The sequence below is a fragment of the Moraxella catarrhalis genome (genome assembly GCF_001632285.1).
Classification (GTDB): domain Bacteria; phylum Pseudomonadota; class Gammaproteobacteria; order Pseudomonadales; family Moraxellaceae; genus Moraxella; species Moraxella catarrhalis.
The window spans coordinates 201909-218849 of sequence record NZ_LWAH01000014.1 but is presented as its reverse complement, the minus strand read 5'-3'; the positions used below and the strand labels follow the sequence as shown (position 1 = coordinate 218849).

The 16941-nt window shown below is 40.0% G+C and carries 14 protein-coding genes and 1 pseudogene; 10 read left to right on the top strand and 5 right to left on the bottom strand.

Annotation, left to right across the window (positions count from 1 at the left end; all coding sequences use genetic code 11):
• Positions 1–619: 619 nt before the first annotated feature.
• Both A4U55_RS09405 and A4U55_RS06285 read right to left on the bottom strand, forming a co-directional pair.
• Positions 620–1206: pseudogene (locus A4U55_RS09405) on the bottom strand (polymorphic toxin-type HINT domain-containing protein).
• A gap of 701 nt (positions 1207–1907) precedes the next feature.
• The gene (locus A4U55_RS06285; RefSeq protein WP_003657772.1) at positions 1908–2207 is read right to left on the bottom strand and encodes a hypothetical protein; all 300 of its coding nucleotides are present in this window, start codon (positions 2205–2207) and stop codon (positions 1908–1910) included.
• Positions 2208–2589: 382 nt separating this feature from the next.
• Here A4U55_RS06285 and thrS point away from each other — a divergent pair, with 382 nt between their 5' ends.
• Positions 2590–4509 (top strand): threonine--tRNA ligase, encoded by a 1920-nt coding sequence (thrS, locus tag A4U55_RS06280; RefSeq protein ID WP_063454130.1) that lies wholly within the window; start codon positions 2590–2592, stop codon positions 4507–4509.
• A gap of 108 nt (positions 4510–4617) precedes the next feature.
• Positions 4618–5931, top strand: a complete 1314-nt coding sequence (locus A4U55_RS06275) for an ATP-binding cassette domain-containing protein (RefSeq protein WP_063454129.1) — start codon at positions 4618–4620, stop codon at positions 5929–5931.
• Positions 5932–5956: 25 nt separating this feature from the next.
• On the opposite strand, the gene A4U55_RS09205 is transcribed toward A4U55_RS06275, so the two are convergent.
• Positions 5957–6097, bottom strand: a complete 141-nt coding sequence (locus A4U55_RS09205; RefSeq protein WP_227513436.1) for a hypothetical protein — start codon at positions 6095–6097, stop codon at positions 5957–5959.
• Between A4U55_RS09205 and infC the strand changes: the two genes are divergently transcribed.
• On the top strand, positions 6036–6521 hold the full coding sequence (gene infC / locus A4U55_RS06270; protein WP_227513438.1) for a translation initiation factor IF-3: 486 nt from the start codon (positions 6036–6038) through the stop codon (positions 6519–6521). The two genes, A4U55_RS09205 and infC, sit on opposite strands and share 62 nt — an antisense overlap.
• A gap of 87 nt (positions 6522–6608) precedes the next feature.
• Here infC and rimI read toward each other — a convergent pair whose 3' ends face one another.
• On the bottom strand, positions 6609–7127 hold the full coding sequence (gene rimI / locus A4U55_RS06265) for a ribosomal protein S18-alanine N-acetyltransferase (RefSeq protein WP_003657769.1): 519 nt from the start codon (positions 7125–7127) through the stop codon (positions 6609–6611).
• 119 nt (positions 7128–7246) lie between these two features.
• On the opposite strand from rimI, the gene rnr reads away from it, so the two are divergent.
• On the top strand, positions 7247–9559 hold the full coding sequence (rnr, locus tag A4U55_RS06260; protein ID WP_003658464.1) for a ribonuclease R: 2313 nt from the start codon (positions 7247–7249) through the stop codon (positions 9557–9559).
• A gap of 133 nt (positions 9560–9692) precedes the next feature.
• On the opposite strand, the gene hisA is transcribed toward rnr, so the two are convergent.
• Positions 9693–10418: a 1-(5-phosphoribosyl)-5-[(5-phosphoribosylamino)methylideneamino]imidazole-4-carboxamide isomerase gene (hisA, locus tag A4U55_RS06255; RefSeq protein WP_003657767.1), complete on the bottom strand. Its 726-nt coding sequence runs from the start codon at positions 10416–10418 to the stop codon at positions 9693–9695.
• Between the two features lie 528 nt (positions 10419–10946).
• On the opposite strand from hisA, the gene A4U55_RS06250 reads away from it, so the two are divergent.
• Genes A4U55_RS06250 through nqrF form a run of 6 tightly spaced genes read left to right on the top strand, consistent with a single transcriptional unit; the run spans position 10947 to position 16864 of the window.
• Positions 10947–12299: a Na(+)-translocating NADH-quinone reductase subunit A gene (locus A4U55_RS06250; RefSeq protein WP_003657766.1), complete on the top strand. Its 1353-nt coding sequence runs from the start codon at positions 10947–10949 to the stop codon at positions 12297–12299.
• 2 nt (positions 12300–12301) lie between these two features.
• Positions 12302–13534, top strand: a complete 1233-nt coding sequence (locus tag A4U55_RS06245; RefSeq protein ID WP_063454128.1) for an NADH:ubiquinone reductase (Na(+)-transporting) subunit B — start codon at positions 12302–12304, stop codon at positions 13532–13534.
• Positions 13518–14327: a Na(+)-translocating NADH-quinone reductase subunit C gene (locus A4U55_RS06240; RefSeq protein ID WP_003657764.1), complete on the top strand. Its 810-nt coding sequence runs from the start codon at positions 13518–13520 to the stop codon at positions 14325–14327. Before A4U55_RS06245 ends, A4U55_RS06240 begins: the two co-directional genes overlap by 17 nt.
• Positions 14328–14329: 2 nt before the next feature.
• Positions 14330–15001, top strand: a complete 672-nt coding sequence (locus A4U55_RS06235; protein WP_003657762.1) for an NADH:ubiquinone reductase (Na(+)-transporting) subunit D — start codon at positions 14330–14332, stop codon at positions 14999–15001.
• The gene (gene nqrE / locus A4U55_RS06230) at positions 15001–15609 is read left to right on the top strand and encodes an NADH:ubiquinone reductase (Na(+)-transporting) subunit E (RefSeq protein WP_003657760.1); all 609 of its coding nucleotides are present in this window, start codon (positions 15001–15003) and stop codon (positions 15607–15609) included. Before A4U55_RS06235 ends, nqrE begins: the two co-directional genes overlap by 1 nt.
• A 19-nt stretch (positions 15610–15628) precedes the next feature.
• Entirely contained in the window at positions 15629–16864 is a 1236-nt protein-coding gene (gene nqrF / locus A4U55_RS06225) for an NADH:ubiquinone reductase (Na(+)-transporting) subunit F (protein WP_063454127.1), read from the top strand.
• Positions 16865–16941 lie beyond the last annotated feature (77 nt).

Here is a 16941-nt window from a genome sequence, read left to right as displayed (position 1 = left end):
TAGTTTGGATTTTAAATAGTTTTGAACACTGTCATCCAGTTGCTCAATGCGTGGCGTATTATATGCCAAAATTTTATTAAGTCAAGCACTTTTTTCAAAAATTTAAAATTTATTTTTTAAGTTTTTGGTGCTCCAGTAAACGGTATACTAAATACTAAGTGATTGATTTAGCAATGTTTTTTACTGTGCTGTACTGCTTAAGTGGTGCGTATTATAGGCATGATATCATGACTTGTAAAGCAGTTTTTTAGGATTGATGGTAGAAAGTTGGTAAGTGATTGATTTTGTTGGGGGTTTGGTGGATTAATTACTAAAACCCCCATTTTTTCAAAAAATCAGCCTAAAATTAGACCATTTGACCAACTCATGAGCAATATCTATATTTTAGATTGGTTAACTGTTATTAAAAACATTAGATTTTGACATTTCACCTAAAAAGTAACAAGCGTCTGTTGATTGTTCTATGCTTATTGAATTATTAATTAAATCAGCATATGAATCAGAATTAAATTCATATTCAGATGACAGAACCTGGATCAGGTGTTTATCTATTTTTTTATGCATTTATTCCAACTCCCTTAGCATATTATTGATTTTATTAAGTATTCTTTGTTCCATATCAACCCTTCTTTGATGACCAGCATCTAATCCTCCCACCTGGTTGGCTTGCCTTTTCTGCCTTCCTGATTTTAATACTGTATTCCAATATGGATTTGGCTTTTAATAATTCATCTTTATTGTAGCCAATATCTAAAATTAACTGTGTTAACTCATTTTCATTAACACGATGCAACTTTCCCATACCCCTTGCTGATTTCTCAACATATGATTCAAGCGTAGAAAGGGCTACCCCACAACACCCATCATTATGCACCCACACCCCAAACTCACCAATATGGTAGGTGTGGAAGTCTTGTACTTCAAAGTTATAGACAGTTTGGGGTGGTTGGGTAGTAGGTATTGACTTATAACTTCTACTTCTTGATTGTTTCTATCAAGCAGTATCATGCCTTGTTCTAGTAAAGAAGCTTTAAGCCAGCCAATGCCTTCTACCCAAAATGGGTGTTCTTTAGTGGTTTTAAAGGTTTCTGTGGAGTTATTGCTGTGTTTGACAACAACTTCATAGATTTCTTGATTGGGCGTGACCTTAGTAGCGATGACAGGACGGTAGCCATATTCTGTGCCAAACTCTTGTCTTGACCAAATTAAATCACCATGTTCAATGGTTTCAATGGGTTTTAAACCATGGATGGTGTGAATGAGTGTGCCTGCGGTGGGGCAGGATCTGCTTTTAGTTCAGGTGGTTTTGGATGTTGTCTTGGCTTGAGATTTGTTTGCAAATTTACCTAATGTTTTTACAGTTAATTTACCAATATAAATCAAAGCTCCACCATTTGCTACCTGGTCTTCTAGATAAGCTGGATTAACTTGACCTAAAACGCTTAGATGCTCTTTTTTATAGTCTTTTACTTTATTTTTTAAAATAGTTATTTATTTTTCCAATGGATGAGGTGTTTGACATTGGGGAACTTGAATACAAAGAAGAGCACGCACCCCCAATTCTAAGAGCTCCGCCTTGAATAATTGCTATTTCTTGTTCATATAATGCCTGTTTTGTGGTGGCTATTGTGGCTATTTAAGCAAAAGAAGTGGCAGTTTCTATATCTAACCATAATAAGCAGTAATCTTAGTTTGGAGATATTGCCATTTTTATTTATTTTAGTTTATATTTGAGATAAATTAAATTATCAAAAATAAGACTTTTATAAAAATATTTTTAATAAGAAACCCAATAAAATACTGTAAAAATATAAGGTTTTCATTGCAATCAAGGCTATATTTATAAGCTTTTAGCGCCTATTAACCTTCCCATGGAAATTTTTCAATATAAAAATCATCAACAACAATTAGTATTTCTCTTTTTTGTAGACAAGATCTTTTTCATAATTAACCCAAAATACACCAAAGACTTGATCTATATTTATTTTTTCAAGAATTTCCATACTTATATCAAAGGGAAAATTATTTTGTAAAGCAATGTAGCTATCAAAAAACCAAGAACTATCTTGTTTCGTGTACATTTCCACACATCCATCTTCTAAATAATCTTTAGCAAGAACTCTCATAAATTCTCCATCAATATCAAAAGCAGCGTGTAGCTTATCTGTATCAGTTTCTGTAAAATACCCAAGAGAAATACGATGCATAAAATTACTCCTTAAAGGTTATTTTGGTAATGCAATATTGGGAATGCTCCAACGCTGACCCAGTTTTATTAGACCAGCACGATGGTTGGATGTACGCCAGCATAATTGCCAGAAGCAAAATATTTTATAAAATTACTTATGATGTCTCAAAATTCATATTATACGCTCATTTAGTTATCGCCACCAATAAAAAACTTTGTTATAATCCAGTATTTTATACTCTTTTAATTTAAGTTTTTTACAAATGATGTCTATCATTTTTGAAAAATTAATTTAAAGATATTATAAATTAATTTTAATCAGTTTGTTTGGCGGTGAGAATATCAATCAACAAACGTATTCTTAATAAATAGATTTTTAATCAAGGTACTAAGGCAATATTATGGTCGCAATTACCCTACCTGATGGTAGTATCAAACAATTTGACGGTAACACCACCGTGATGCAAGTGGCTCAAAGTATCGGTGCTGGGCTTGCCAAGGCCACCGTGGCAGGTCGGGTGAATGGTCGGTTGGTCGATGCCAGCGACCCCATCACCACCGATGCCACGGTAGAGATAATCACCCCAAAAGATGATGCAGGCGTGGAGATTATCCGTCATTCAACCGCCCACCTTTTAGGTCATGCGGTCAAACAGCTCTACCCTGATGTTAAAATGGTCATCGGGCCTGTCATTGATGATGGCTTTTATTACGACATTTATAGCGAACGCCCTTTTACCCTTGATGACATGGCAAAGATTGAAGCTCGCATGATACAACTCATCAACCAAGATTATGATGTCATCAAAAAAATGACCCCACGAGATGAAGTCATCAAAACCTTTTTGGAGCGTGGTGAGACTTATAAACTTCGCTTGGTGGAGGACATGCCTGATGAAACCCACATGGGCTTGTATCACCATCAAGAATACATTGACATGTGCCGAGGCCCACATGTGCCCAACACTCGCTTTTTAAAGGCGTTTAAACTCACCAAAATGAGCGGTGCGTACTGGCGTGGCGACGCCAAAAACGAACAATTGCAACGCATCTATGGCACAGCATGGGCGGACAAAAAACAGCTTAAAGCCTACTTACAACGCCTAGAAGAAGCCGAAAAGCGAGACCATCGCAAAATCGGTAAAGCCTTGAACTTATTTCACATGCAAGAGCAAGCCCCCGGCATGGTGTTTTGGCACCCCAATGGCTGGACAATCTGGCAAGTACTTGAACAATATATGCGAAAAGTACAAAAAGACAACGGCTATCTTGAAATCAAAACCCCGCAAATTGTGGACAGAAGCTTATGGGAAAAATCAGGGCATTGGGATAACTATGGCGAGATGATGTTCACCACCGCCAGCGAAAAACGAGATTACGCCATCAAACCGATGAACTGCCCTTGTCATGTGCAGGTATTTAATCAAGGCTTAAAATCCTACCGTGATTTGCCCCTACGCTTGGCTGAGTTTGGCTCATGCCACCGCAACGAGCCATCAGGGTCTTTGCATGGCATCATGCGTGTGCGTGGCTTTACCCAAGACGATGCCCACATCTTTTGCACCAATGCCCAAATCAGGCAAGAAGCCCTTAATTTTATCAAACTTACCCTTGATGTGTATAAAGACTTTGGATTTGACCACATTCAAATGAAGCTGTCCACTCGCCCAGAAAAACGGGTGGGGGCGGACGAGTTGTGGGACTTGGCAGAACAAGCCCTAGCCGACGCCTTAGATAACGCTGGGCTTGACTGGGAGCTACAAGCAGGCGAAGGGGCGTTTTATGGTCCTAAGATTGAGTTTAGCCTACAAGATTGCATCGGACGGGTTTGGCAATGTGGCACATTACAGTTGGACTTTAACCTACCTGAACGCTTGAACGCTGAGTTTGTGGGAGAATCAGGCGAGCGTGAACGCCCTGTCATGCTCCACCGTGCGATTTTGGGGTCATTTGAACGCTTCATTGGCATTTTGATTGAACATTATGCAGGTCTCTTCCCTGCGTGGCTTGCCCCTCAGCAAGTGGTTGTGATGAACATCACCGACAAGCAAGCTGACAGCGTGGGCGATGTGGTTAGCAAGCTAAATGCCAAAGGCTATCGTGCCATCAGTGATTTGCGTAACGAAAAAATTGGCTTTAAAATCCGTGAACGCACTTTAGAACGCATTCCGTTTATGCTGATTTTGGGTGATAAAGAAGTGGAATCTGGCACGGTCAATGTGCGTACCCGCACGGGCGATAACTTAGGCAGTATGAACCTTGACGACTTTATCGCTGTTTTAGATAAGGCGATTGAGAAAAAAGGTCGGCTAAATTTGTAAACAGAATAAGTTTATTAAGAAAAATCCATTCAAAACATTGAATGGATTTTTTAAAACCACGCTTAACGAAGTTATTTTGTTGACAACCCATTTGTCTTTATTGATATCATGAAAATCATCACACCATCATTATACCTTTGCTTTATTTATTTACTCATTCAACAAATGATTGTTGGCTTATCCACCTATTTTATTGCCAATCTTGCCATAGACATTGCTAAAAATGATGATTTTTTGCTAAATTTATCTGGTTTTGTTTTATCGTTAATCATTGTTTATGTCCCTGCTTATTTTGCCACCATTTATTTAGAAAAATCAAAATTTGACCTACTAAATAATTATGTGCAAAAATTTACGACAACTTTTTTTGGCAAAACTGTCTTGCTGAATAATAAAGAACTCAAAGACCAAAGCACCGTTTTTGTTAGTCAAGAGAGTAAATCAGTGATAGATGACATGCTGGACTTTGCATTTGATGGTGTGGCACTGATTTTAAATTTATTGATTAACATCTTAGTCTTGGGATTTTTTCTTGATTATGATTTATTAGTGGCATATGCTGTTGGATTTTTATTGGTGGAATTTTTTATTTTTTACCATAAAAATCAAATATCTAAGATGTCAAAAATATCTCAAAAATCCAGAATATATTTTATTTCTATTTTAAATAAAATTTGGGACAATGTGATTATTTTTAATCAATATAATATGGGTATTTTTAACCGTATTTATAAAAAGAATTTTAACCGCTCAAAAAAATATCATATTCACAGCCAATCATTCAATCAATTAATTTCTAGTTTTGGTATGATTTTGTTTATGATTCCTGTATTGGGCTTGATTGTTTATTTATTTATCAAACACCACAATGATTATGTATTTTTATCATTGTTGGTTGCAACATTACCAAGACAAATACAGCTATTGCAAATGGGACAGGTACTTGTTTTCCACCAAACCAATTTTTCTGGCATTAAAGCCAGATTTATTGGTTTGCAAAATTCGTTAAATATGCCTGATATTGACATATTAAGCAGAATTAACTTTAAAGAGATTTTTGTTAATAACATGCCATTGAGTGATTTTGATTTAAATCATTTGCCAAAAAATGGCAGAATGACGATTAAAGGGCGTAATGGGGCAGGTAAAAGCAGTTTTTTGTTGTATTTAAAAACATTATTATCAAACAGGGCTTTTTATTTGCCTGTCAGCCATGATTTATTTTTTCATCAAAATCATAAAAAATCCACAGGTCAAAAATTATCATCTCAATTAATGCAAATTAATAACAATAAAAGCGATGTTGATGTCATCATTCTTGATGAATGGGACGCAAATTTGGATGGCATCAACAAAAGTCATCTTGATGAGTTAATTAATGAATTGGCAAGACAAAGGTTAGTTATTGAAGTCAGACATTAAAAATCTCTTGAAATCCCTGTCATTTTTAAGTAAAATAAGGGTCTATCTTTTTATTTGGAGTATGACCCATTAAACCGTCAAACCGTTTAAACATCAATGAAGAAATCCGTGCCAAAGAAGTTCGCTTAGTCAAAGAAGATGGCGAACAAATGGGCGTGGTAGACATTCAAACTGCCCTAAAAGCTGCTTTGGATGTAAATTTGGATTTGGTTGAGATTGTTGCTGATGCAAAACCGCCTGTCTGCAAAATTATGGATTATAAACGCTATTTGTACGAACAAAAACAAAAAGCTAAAGAAGCCAAAAAGAATCAAAAGCAGACTCAAGTCCGTGAAATTAAACTGCGTCCCGGTACTGAAGAAGCTGACTATCAAGTCAAATTGCGTAAAATTGTTGAATTTCTAGAAAATAAAGACAAAGTCAAAATCAGTATTCGCTTCCGTGGCCGTGAAATGGCCCACCAAGAAATTGGTAAAGCTCAACTTGATCGCATCATCGAAGATACCGCTGAGATTGCCATCGTTGAGCAAGCTCCTAAGGTAGAAGGCCGCCAAATGGGCATGCTGTTAGGTCCTGCCAAGAAAAAATAGGCATACCATCAGACACAGAATTGATCACCATAGTATCGGAGTGTTGAAGCTTCGATACTAAATCTCATTAAAAGACTGGTTATCACGCTAAACATGATGGTTGGTATCTTCAAAACCCAAACGCATGATCAGTGCATCTATACTTTGATTACCAAAACGATAATAGTTTTTACGCACACCAAATCGTAAAAATCCTAAGCTTTGATAAAGCGTAATAGCGGTGGTATTATCACTGCGTACCTCCAATAACAGTTGTTGGCATTTGGCATGCATCACCTCAGCAATCAACCCAGTCATTAGCTGAGTGGCGACCCCTTGTCTTTGAAAATTTGGATGAGTGCCAATACGATGTAGCTCACTATTTTCAAAGACACGCTGATAAATACAATATCCCTTAATCGTCATCATTCTCCAATCAATATCAGATTTGCTATGATCTGTCTGTATTAACATTTGTGTACCAAATTGACCCATCATCTCTGCAATTGCTTGTGCATGCCAAGCATCGCCATGCATAACAAGCTGCTCAATCTCCGCAATCTTTTGACACAGATAGTTAAAATCACTCTCAGAAAGTTCTGATTTTTTGATAGCCAAATAATTCACAGCCACACTCCAAAACACAGATAACGCACATAACTTTTAGCTTTATGATACAATAAAGACAATTTATGCAATAGTCAATTTAAAAAAATATTAGGTATAAGCAGTTAGGTAGCCCAGCGATGACTCAAACAACAAAAAAAACCAAATGGAATGACCCCAATGCTGATATTGAAGCATCAAAATATCAAAATCCCATTCCCTCACGCCTATTGATTCTACAAACCGTGGCGGATATCACCAATCAAGGTAAGCCTGCCACGCAAGAAACGCTTGCCATACACTTTGGGTTTTTGGATGATGAAGATAAATTTTTTGCTCTCACCAACCGCCTTAAGGCCATGCTCCGTGATGGGCAACTTGAGCGTATCGATGGCATCCATTTTAGCATCGCACCATTGCCAACCATATTAACAGGTCAAGTTTCTTGCAATCCCAAAGGTTTTGGTTTTGTTATACTTGACGATATGCCAGATTTATTTTTACACGAAAAGCAGATGCGTCTTGTGTTTGATGGTGATACCGTTGAAGCGGTAGCAACAGAGTATCGTGGCAAGACTGAAGCACGCATTATTCAAGTGATTAAACAGAGCCAACTTGAGTTTATCGGTAAATTAAGCTTGGATGATGAGGGTTATTTTGTACAATTATCAGGTGCTAATGCCCATCAGCCTATTACTGTCACCGCTGAGAATGTCCAAACAATGAATGCAGCCGTTGGTGATGATGTGAAGGTTTCCTTGATTGATTTACCCACTTATCAAGAATTTGCTACTGGTAAAATTACTGAGCTTTTAACCAGCTTAAACGACCGTGAATTAATTATTGAAACCACACTGTATAATTATGGTATTCCACATGAATTTAGCCAAGCCGCTTTAACACAAGCCTCAAAGTTTGACGAGCCAACCGATGCAGACTTTAAAAATCGTGTGGATTTGCGTCATCTGCCCCTGATTACTATTGATGGGGAAGACTCTCGTGATTTTGATGATGCAGTTTATGCTGAAAAACGCGCTGGCGGTAATTATCGTGTTGTTGTTGCCATCGCTGATGTCAGTCATTATGTCACACCGCAATCAGCACTTGACCAAGATGCTTATGCACGAGGAACCTCTGTTTATTTTCCTCACCGTGTGATTCCAATGCTGCCAGAGGCATTATCAAATGGTTTATGTTCACTCAATCCCAAGGTAGACCGCTTATGTATGGTGGCTGATATTAAATTATCACGGGCGGGCAAAGTGACAGGTTATGAATTTTATCCTGCCATCATGCACTCACAAGCCAGATTGACCTATAATCAAGTCAATGCCTATTTCAATGACCCAACCAATGAAACCCTACCTGATGAACTGGTGCGTAATAGTGCAGTGCTAAAATCCATCGATACCTTACACCAGCTTTATTTGGTACTCGATGCACGCCGTGAAAATCGTGGTGCGATGGCATTTGAAACCGCAGAAACTTACATTAAGTTTGACAAACAAGGAGATATCATCGATATTGTGGCACGCACCCGAGGCGATGCACATAAGCTCATCGAGGAGATGATGCTACTTGCCAATACTTGTGCTGCCAATTTTTCGCTCAAACATGAATTACCCGTTTTATACCGCAATCATGATAAGCCTAATGATGAAAAATCAGCACGGCTACATGAATATGTTAAAAGTTTTGGGCTAAGCTTTCCGAGTGAAGCACCAACGCATGAAGACTATCAAAGAATTATCAAAGCCACTGCCGACCGACCTGATGCCATCAGTATTCATAGTATGTTGTTACGCTCAATGATGCAAGCAAATTATAGCCCTGATAATATTGGGCATTTTGGCTTGGCTTATGATGAATATAGTCATTTTACCAGCCCAATCCGCCGTTACCCTGATTTGATGCTACATCGTGCCATCAAAGATAAGGTGACTCACCAAAAACCTGCAACACCCATTTATCGCTCTTTAGATGATGCAGGCGAGCAAACCAGTTTGACAGAACGGCGTGCTGAAGAGGCTGCTCGTGATGTTGAAACTTGGCTAAAATGTCATTATATGCAGCGACATATTGGCGATGAGTTTAATGCAACGGTAACCACAGTGACCAATTTTGGCTTATTTGTGACGCTGGATGCGTTGTTTATTGAAGGATTAATTCACATCTCACAACTGGGTGATGAATATTTTACTTACGATGAGCGTGAACAAAAGCTTATTGGTGAACGAGGCTCAAGATTTGGCTTGGGTGATGGGCTTATTATTCAAGTTGCTGGCGTCAATATGGATTTATTACAAATTGATTTTTGCTTAATTGAGCAATTAAATCGTATTGACAAAAATGGCGACAGCCAAATGATACCCTCTAAGCCTACCAATGACAAATCAGATACCAAAAATGAGAGGTCTAAAAAGCATCGCCGAAAATCAAATAAGTCAAAATAATCTGATCAAAATCATTCAAAGCTTGCCTGCTGTGCATTTGGGCAAGCTTAACAGCCAATCAAACACACCAAGGGCATTGACAAATCAAAAACTACCCTGAAAAATCATATTCAGGGTAGTGTAAGTCATCAAATTACGCATCCAAGAGTGCTTGTGCTACCGACAAATTCAATGTCCCTTCATAAATCGCACGACCCGTAATCGCACCCAACAGATAATCGCCATATGGCTTGAGTGCCACGATGTCATCAAGATTGGTTACGCCGCCAGATGCGATGACTGGCAGACCACTAAAGCTGGCCAACTCAACCGTCTGTTCGATATTCACACCCTGCATCATGCCATCTTTGGCGATATCGGTATAGACGATACTTGACACGCCAGCATTAGCAAAACGCTTGGCAAGCTCGGTTGCCTTGATATCAGTAACATTAGCCCAGCCATGCGTTGCCACCATACCATCTTTGGCATCAATACCTACAATAATATGCCCTGCAAATTCACGACACGCCTCTTCTACAAATTCAGGTGCTTCAACCGCTTTAGTACCAATGATGATGAAGTCTAGCCCAGCTGCCAAATAATGCTCAATGGTGCTAAGACTACGCACGCCACCACCAAGCTGAATGGGCAACTGCGGATGTGCTTTGGCAATGGCAGTCACCACATCTTTATGCACAGGTACGCCATCAAATGCACCATTTAAATCCACTAAGTGCAGACGGCGTGCACCTTGGGCGACCCATTGGCTTGCCATTGCAACAGGATCACTCCCAAAAACTGTATCATCTTCCATGCGACCTTGCTTGAGACGAACACATTGACCATCTTTGAGGTCAATGGCGGGTATAATCAGCATAGACATCTGAATTTTCCTTAAAATTGTGTCAAATTAAGGAAGGTATTTTAGCAGTTATTGACTGATTTTTCATGGACAATTTGCCAGTTTTTATTCAAAATGAGGTGGCATTACTCAAAAATAGCGAGCGATATCTTGATGATTAGGCAACCCATTCAATCAAAATACCACTTAATTCATTGGGTAAATGTTTCATCTTTTTGACTGTCATTCATTGATTTTTCAAATATTTTCATGAATTTTTGCCATAGAAATTGTCTTTAAGACTGTAAATTTTGAGCGTTTTAGCGTATAATTGTTAGATTAATGGTGTGAACAATCGTTTTTTTGGCAAGAATTGAGCAATAAAGTCAGTTGCCAATTTTTTTCAAAGTTCATCAAAGTTTCATACTGACTCCTTTAGACAAAATCAGCCCGCCACTCATCGGTCGCACGGCTTTGGATGTTTTTAGGAAACTTGGTGTCCAGCCAATTAATCACCACTTGGTGAAGGCTGGTATGTTTTGGTCTTAATTTAAGTATCCGCTTATGATTACCATCAAAAAAGGCTTGGATCTGCCAATCACTGGCGAGCCCTCCAAGCAGATTAGCGAGCACACGCCCACTAAGGTGGCGTTAGTCGGCTACGATTATGTCGGCATGCGTCCGACCATGCATGTCAAAGAAGGTGATAAGGTCACCAAAGGACAGGTGCTTTACGAAGACAAAAAACGAGCAGGCGTCCTTTATACAGCACCAGTTGGCGGCACTGTCGTTGCTGTCAATCGTGGCGAACGACGAGTATTTGAAAGCTTGGTCATCGCCGTCGATCCAAATGCAAGTGAAGAAATCACTTTTAATGCTTATCGCTCTGAAGATTTGTCAATGCTGGATCGCAAGACAGTTGTTGAGCAGTTGGTCGCTTCAGGTGAATGGACCGCCCTACGCACTCGTCCTTTTAGCCGTACACCAGAAATTAATAGCATACCTTCTGCCATTTTTGTGACGGCAACAGATACCAATCCTTTGGCTGTTGACCCTGCCACCGTATTATTTGAAGAAATACAAGCATTTAATGATGGCTTGGCAATTTTATCAACGCTATCCCCAAAAACCTATGTCTGTCATGGTGATATTGTACCTGAGACCTTAAGTAAAACCGCTGACGGTAACGATACCATCTATGAAGGGTTTACTGGTGTACATCCAGCAGGCAACGCAGGTACGCACATTCACTTTTTACACCCTTTGGCACGAGGCAGCTTAGTTTGGACGATTAATTATCAAGATGTCATCGCCATTGGTAAGCTATTTACCACAGGTCGCATTTACACAGAGCGTCTGATCAGTTTGGCAGGTCCAGCAGTGGCCAATCCTCGCTTGGTGCGTACCACTCGAGGTGCTGATTTGACCGAATTGACCCAAGGTGAACTCAACGGCGACGATAACCGTGTCATTTCAGGCTCTGTTCTATCAGGTCGCACAGCTGTTGGTGCTACGGCATTTTTGGGCCGCTTTCATAATCAAGTCTCTGTACTTACCGAAGGTCGTGAACGCCCTGCACTTCACTTTTTTACACCAGGGGCAAATCGTTTTTCAAAATTGCCAATTTATATTTCACAGTTTTTTAAAGGCAAAAAATACGATTTTACGACCAGTACCAACGGCTCGCCTCGTGCCATGGTACCAATCGGCTTATTTGAAACTGTCATGCCTCAAGACTATCTACCTACCCAGCTACTGCGTGCTTTGATTGTCGAAGATATCATCAGTGCGGTTGAATTGGGTGCACTTGAGCTTGATGAAGAAGATTTGGCACTGTGTACTTTCGTATCGCCAGGCAAATATGAGTTCGGTGATATTTTGCGTGATAACTTGACCCGTATTGAGCAGGAAGGCTAACCATGAAGTTCATTCACAATATCTTTGACCGTATGGAGCCATCCTTTACCAAAGGTGGCAAGTACGAAAAATATTATGCTGTATTTGAGATGTTTGACACTTTCTTTCGTCAGCCATCATCTCAAACTTATAGTGCATCGCATGTGCGTGACGGCGTCGACCTAAAGCGTATCATGATTACCGTTTGGCTTTGTACATTCCCAGCGATGTTTTGGGGTATGTATAATGTCGGATTTCAGGCACTAAGTGCCATCCAAGCCATGGGTATCACACCAGAAGGCTGGCGTACCATCATCACGAATATGGCAGGCTATGACCCAAATAGTATTTGGGCAAGTTTTGTTTATGGGGCGATGCAATTTTTACCCATTTATGCCGTAACTTTTGCGGTCGGCATTCTTTGGGAGATTATTTTTGCGGTTGTGCGTGGTCATGAAGTTAATGAAGGCTTCTTTGTGACTTCAGTATTATTCGCACTCTCGCTCCCCCCAGATATTCCGTTATGGCAAGTAGCTTTAGGCATCACTTTTGGGGTTGTGGTTGCTAAAGAAGTATTTGGTGGCACAGGCAAAAACTTTCTTAACCCTGCCTTGGCAGGTCGGGCATTTTTGTACTTTAGCTATCCTGCTTATATGTCAGGCGATGCCATTTGGACCGCTGTAGATGGCTTTTCGGGTGCAACGCCATTAGGTCTGGCTGCCATAGGCGTTAGCCCAGATCAGTTTGTCGATGCCTACGGTCAGACCATCACTTGGATGGATGCATTTTTGGGTAATATGCAAGGCTCAATCGGTGAAGTGTCAACACTTGCCATCTTAATTGGTATGGTTGGACTTCTTTGGACTCGCATTGCTTCTTGGCGTGTGATTGCAGGCTCAGTCATTGGTTTGGTTGTTACTGCCTTACTGTTTAATGTGTTTGGTTCAGACAAAAATGTGATGATGAGCCTACCTGCTCATTGGCACTTGGTGATTGGTGGCTTTATGTTTGGTGCAGTATTTATGGCAACCGACCCTGTTTCAGCTGCCCATACTAACATTGGTCGCTGGTGCTACGGTCTGCTTATCGGATTTATGACGGTGGCTGTCCGTGTGGCAAACCCTGCTTTTCCAGAGGGTATCATGTTAGCCATCTTGTTTGCCAACTTGTTTGCCCCATTGTTTGACTATTTTGTCACTCAAGCTAATATCAAACGCCAAAACGCACGGAGATTAAGCCATGTCAACCAAGAATAATAATGTAAGTACCGCAGCCACGGCACTGATTTTGTGCTTGGTCTGTTCGGTCATGGTTTCTGCGGTTGCTGTTGGTCTTAAGCCAAAGCAGCAAGAAAACGCCCGTCTGGATTTGAATAAAAATATCTTGATGGCGGCAGATATGTACGACCCAGAAACAGAGTCAGCCGATGTCATTGCAGAGCGTTTTGCTGATTTTGAAATACGCTTGGTCAACCTACAAACAGGTCAATTTGCAACAGAACAAGAAATTATGGCGTCTGGTATCAGTGATGTCAATAGCTACAATGTCTCAAAAGCAGCTCGCACACCCAGCCTGTCTACTTCATTAACAAATGATATTGCCAAAATTGGAGGCAAACCAAATTTTGCCAAAGTATATTTGGCAAAAGATGCCAATGGTCAGCTTGAGCAAATTGTGCTGCCCATTCATGGTGCTGGTTTATGGGGACCAATTTTTGGTCTTTTGACCTTGGATAAAGATTTAAATACCATTAAAGGGGTTAATTTTTATCAACACAAAGAAACCCCTGGCTTGGGTTCACGCATTGAAGAAGCACAATGGCAAGCCACATGGGTGGATAAAGAGCTGTATAATGACGACGGCTCAAGAAAAATTGCCGTTGTCAAATCAGGCACCGCACGTGAGAGTCAAATTGATGGCATCAGTGGTGCTACCTTGACCATCCGTGGTGTCAATAATCTACTTCAGTACTGGATTGGCGAAGATGGTTATAAGCCATTTTTGGACAACCTAAGGGCTGGTCAAGCAGACAAGGGTGAAGGAGTATAATCATGGCTGATACCAAAAGTATTTTAACGACACCAATTTTTAATAATAACCCAATTGCACTACAAATTTTGGGTATTTGTTCAGCACTTGCGGTTACCACAAGTGTTGCAAACGCTTTGGTCATGTGTATCGCATTAACCTTAGTTACAGCATTTTCAAGTTTCTTTATCTCCATTATCCGTAACAAAATCCCCTCATCCATTCGTATTATCGTACAAATGGTGATTATCGCTTCACTGGTGATCGTGGTTGACCAAATTTTACAAGCCTTTGCTTATGAAATCAGCCGTTCATTATCGGTATTTGTCGGCTTAATCATCACAAACTGTATCGTCATGGGTCGTGCTGAAGCCTTTGCCATGAGCAATCCACCCATCCCAAGCTTTTTAGATGGTATTGGTAATGGACTTGGTTATTCAGCAGTATTGATTTTTGTGGCAACAGTCCGTGAAGTCATTGGTAATGGCAGCTGGTTTGGTATTACTTTGCTTGAAAAAATCACCGAAGGTGGCTGGTATATTCCCAATGGTTTGTTGTTACTACCGCCCTCTTCATTCTTTGTGATTGCAGGTTTTATTGCAATTATTCGTCTTTGGAAAAAAGACCAGCAAGAAGCTGCTGAATTTATCATGAAACCTCAATCTAAAGGCTTATCACACGGAGGAGGTCACTGATGGGACATTATGTCAGTTTATTTATCACCTCAGTATTTATTGAGAATATGGCACTTGCTTTCTTTTTGGGCATGTGTACCTTTTTGGCAGTATCTAAAAAAGTATCAACGGCAATTGGTTTAGGTGTTGCAGTAATTGCCGTCATGGCAATCTGTGTGCCATTGAACAACTTATTGTATCAATTCTTATTAAAAGACGGTGCCTTGGCATGGGCAGGCTATCCTAATGTTGATTTAAGCTTTTTGGGATTATTAAGCTATATTGCATTGATTGCTGCGACAGTACAGATTTTAGAGATGTTTTTGGATAAATTTGTACCGTCTTTATACAACGCTTTGGGGGTGTTTTTACCCTTGATTACAGTGAATTGTGCCATCATGGGTGGTGTATTGTTTATGGTTGAGCGTGATTATAATTTTGGTGAGTCTATTGTATATGGTATTGGGTCAGGTTTGGGATGGGCATTAGCGATTTCTGCACTTGCAGGGATTCGTGAAAAGCTTAAATATTCAGATGTACCTGCACCGCTTCGTGGTCTTGGCATCACCTTTATTACCGTTGGGCTTATGTCCTTGGGCTTTATGTCATTTGGCGGTATGTCGCTATAAATAGATAGGAGAAAGTATCATGGAATTTGGTACCGCAATTGGCGGTGTTATCATGTTTACCATTATTATCATGAGCTTGGTTGCTGTCATTTTGGTGGCTCGCTCCAAGCTGGTGAGTTCTGGTGATGTCACCATCCGCATTAATGACAATCCAGATAATGATGTGGTTACTCCCGCAGGTGGTAAGCTACTACAAACCCTTGCTAACGAAGGCATATTTTTATCTTCAGCATGTGGTGGCGGTGGCACATGTGGGCAATGTCGCTGTAAAGTCACTGAAGGCGGCGGTTCAATTTTGCCCACCGAAGAGGGGCATTTTACTCAAGGTGAAATCCGTGACAATATGCGTTTGGCATGCCAAGTGGCGGTCAAACAAGATATGAAGATTGAGATTGACCCAGAATTTTTTGATGTACAAAAATGGGAATGTGAAGTTATTTCAAATGATAATGTTGCAACATTCATTAAAGAGTTGACCTTGAAAATTCCTGAAGGTGAAGTTGTACCGTTTCGTGCTGGTGGCTATGTGCAACTAGAAGCACCGTCTCATACTGTACATTATAAAGATTTTGACATCGCCAAAGAATATCATGAAGATTGGGATAATTTTAATTTATGGCGTTACACATCAACAGTTGATGAACCTGTCATTCGTGCCTATTCAATGGCAAACTATCCAGAAGAAAAAGGTATTATTAAATTTAATATCCGTATCGCAAGTCCGCCGCCAAGAGCTCCTGAAGGCGTTCCACCAGGTAAGATGTCATCTTATGTATTCAGCCTAAAACCAGGCGATAAGATTACCGTTTCAGGTCCTTATGGTGAATTCTTTGCCAAAGATACCGATGCCGAAATGGTCTTTATCGGCGGTGGTGCTGGTATGGCACCTATGCGTTCGCACATTTTTGACCAGCTAAAACGCCTAAAATCAACTCGTAAGATCTCGTTTTGGTATGGTGCTCGCTCAAAGCGTGAAATGTTCTATGTAGAAGATTATGATGGCTTGGCAGAAGAATTTGACAACTTTGAATGGCATGTTGCACTGTCAGACCCCCAGCCTGAAGATAACTGGGAAGGTTATACTGGCTTTATCCACAATGTCTTATACGAAAATTACCTAAAAGACCATCCTGCACCAGAAGATTGTGAATTCTATATGTGTGGGCCTCCAGTCATGAATGCTGCTGTCATCAGTATGCTCAAATCACTGGGTGTCGAAGATGAAAATATCTTATTAGATGACTTCGGTGGCTAAATACAAAATCCGTCAATTTATTGGCGGATTTTGTATCATGATTGAACTTAACCATAAAAAATACCCCAAAAGTTAGC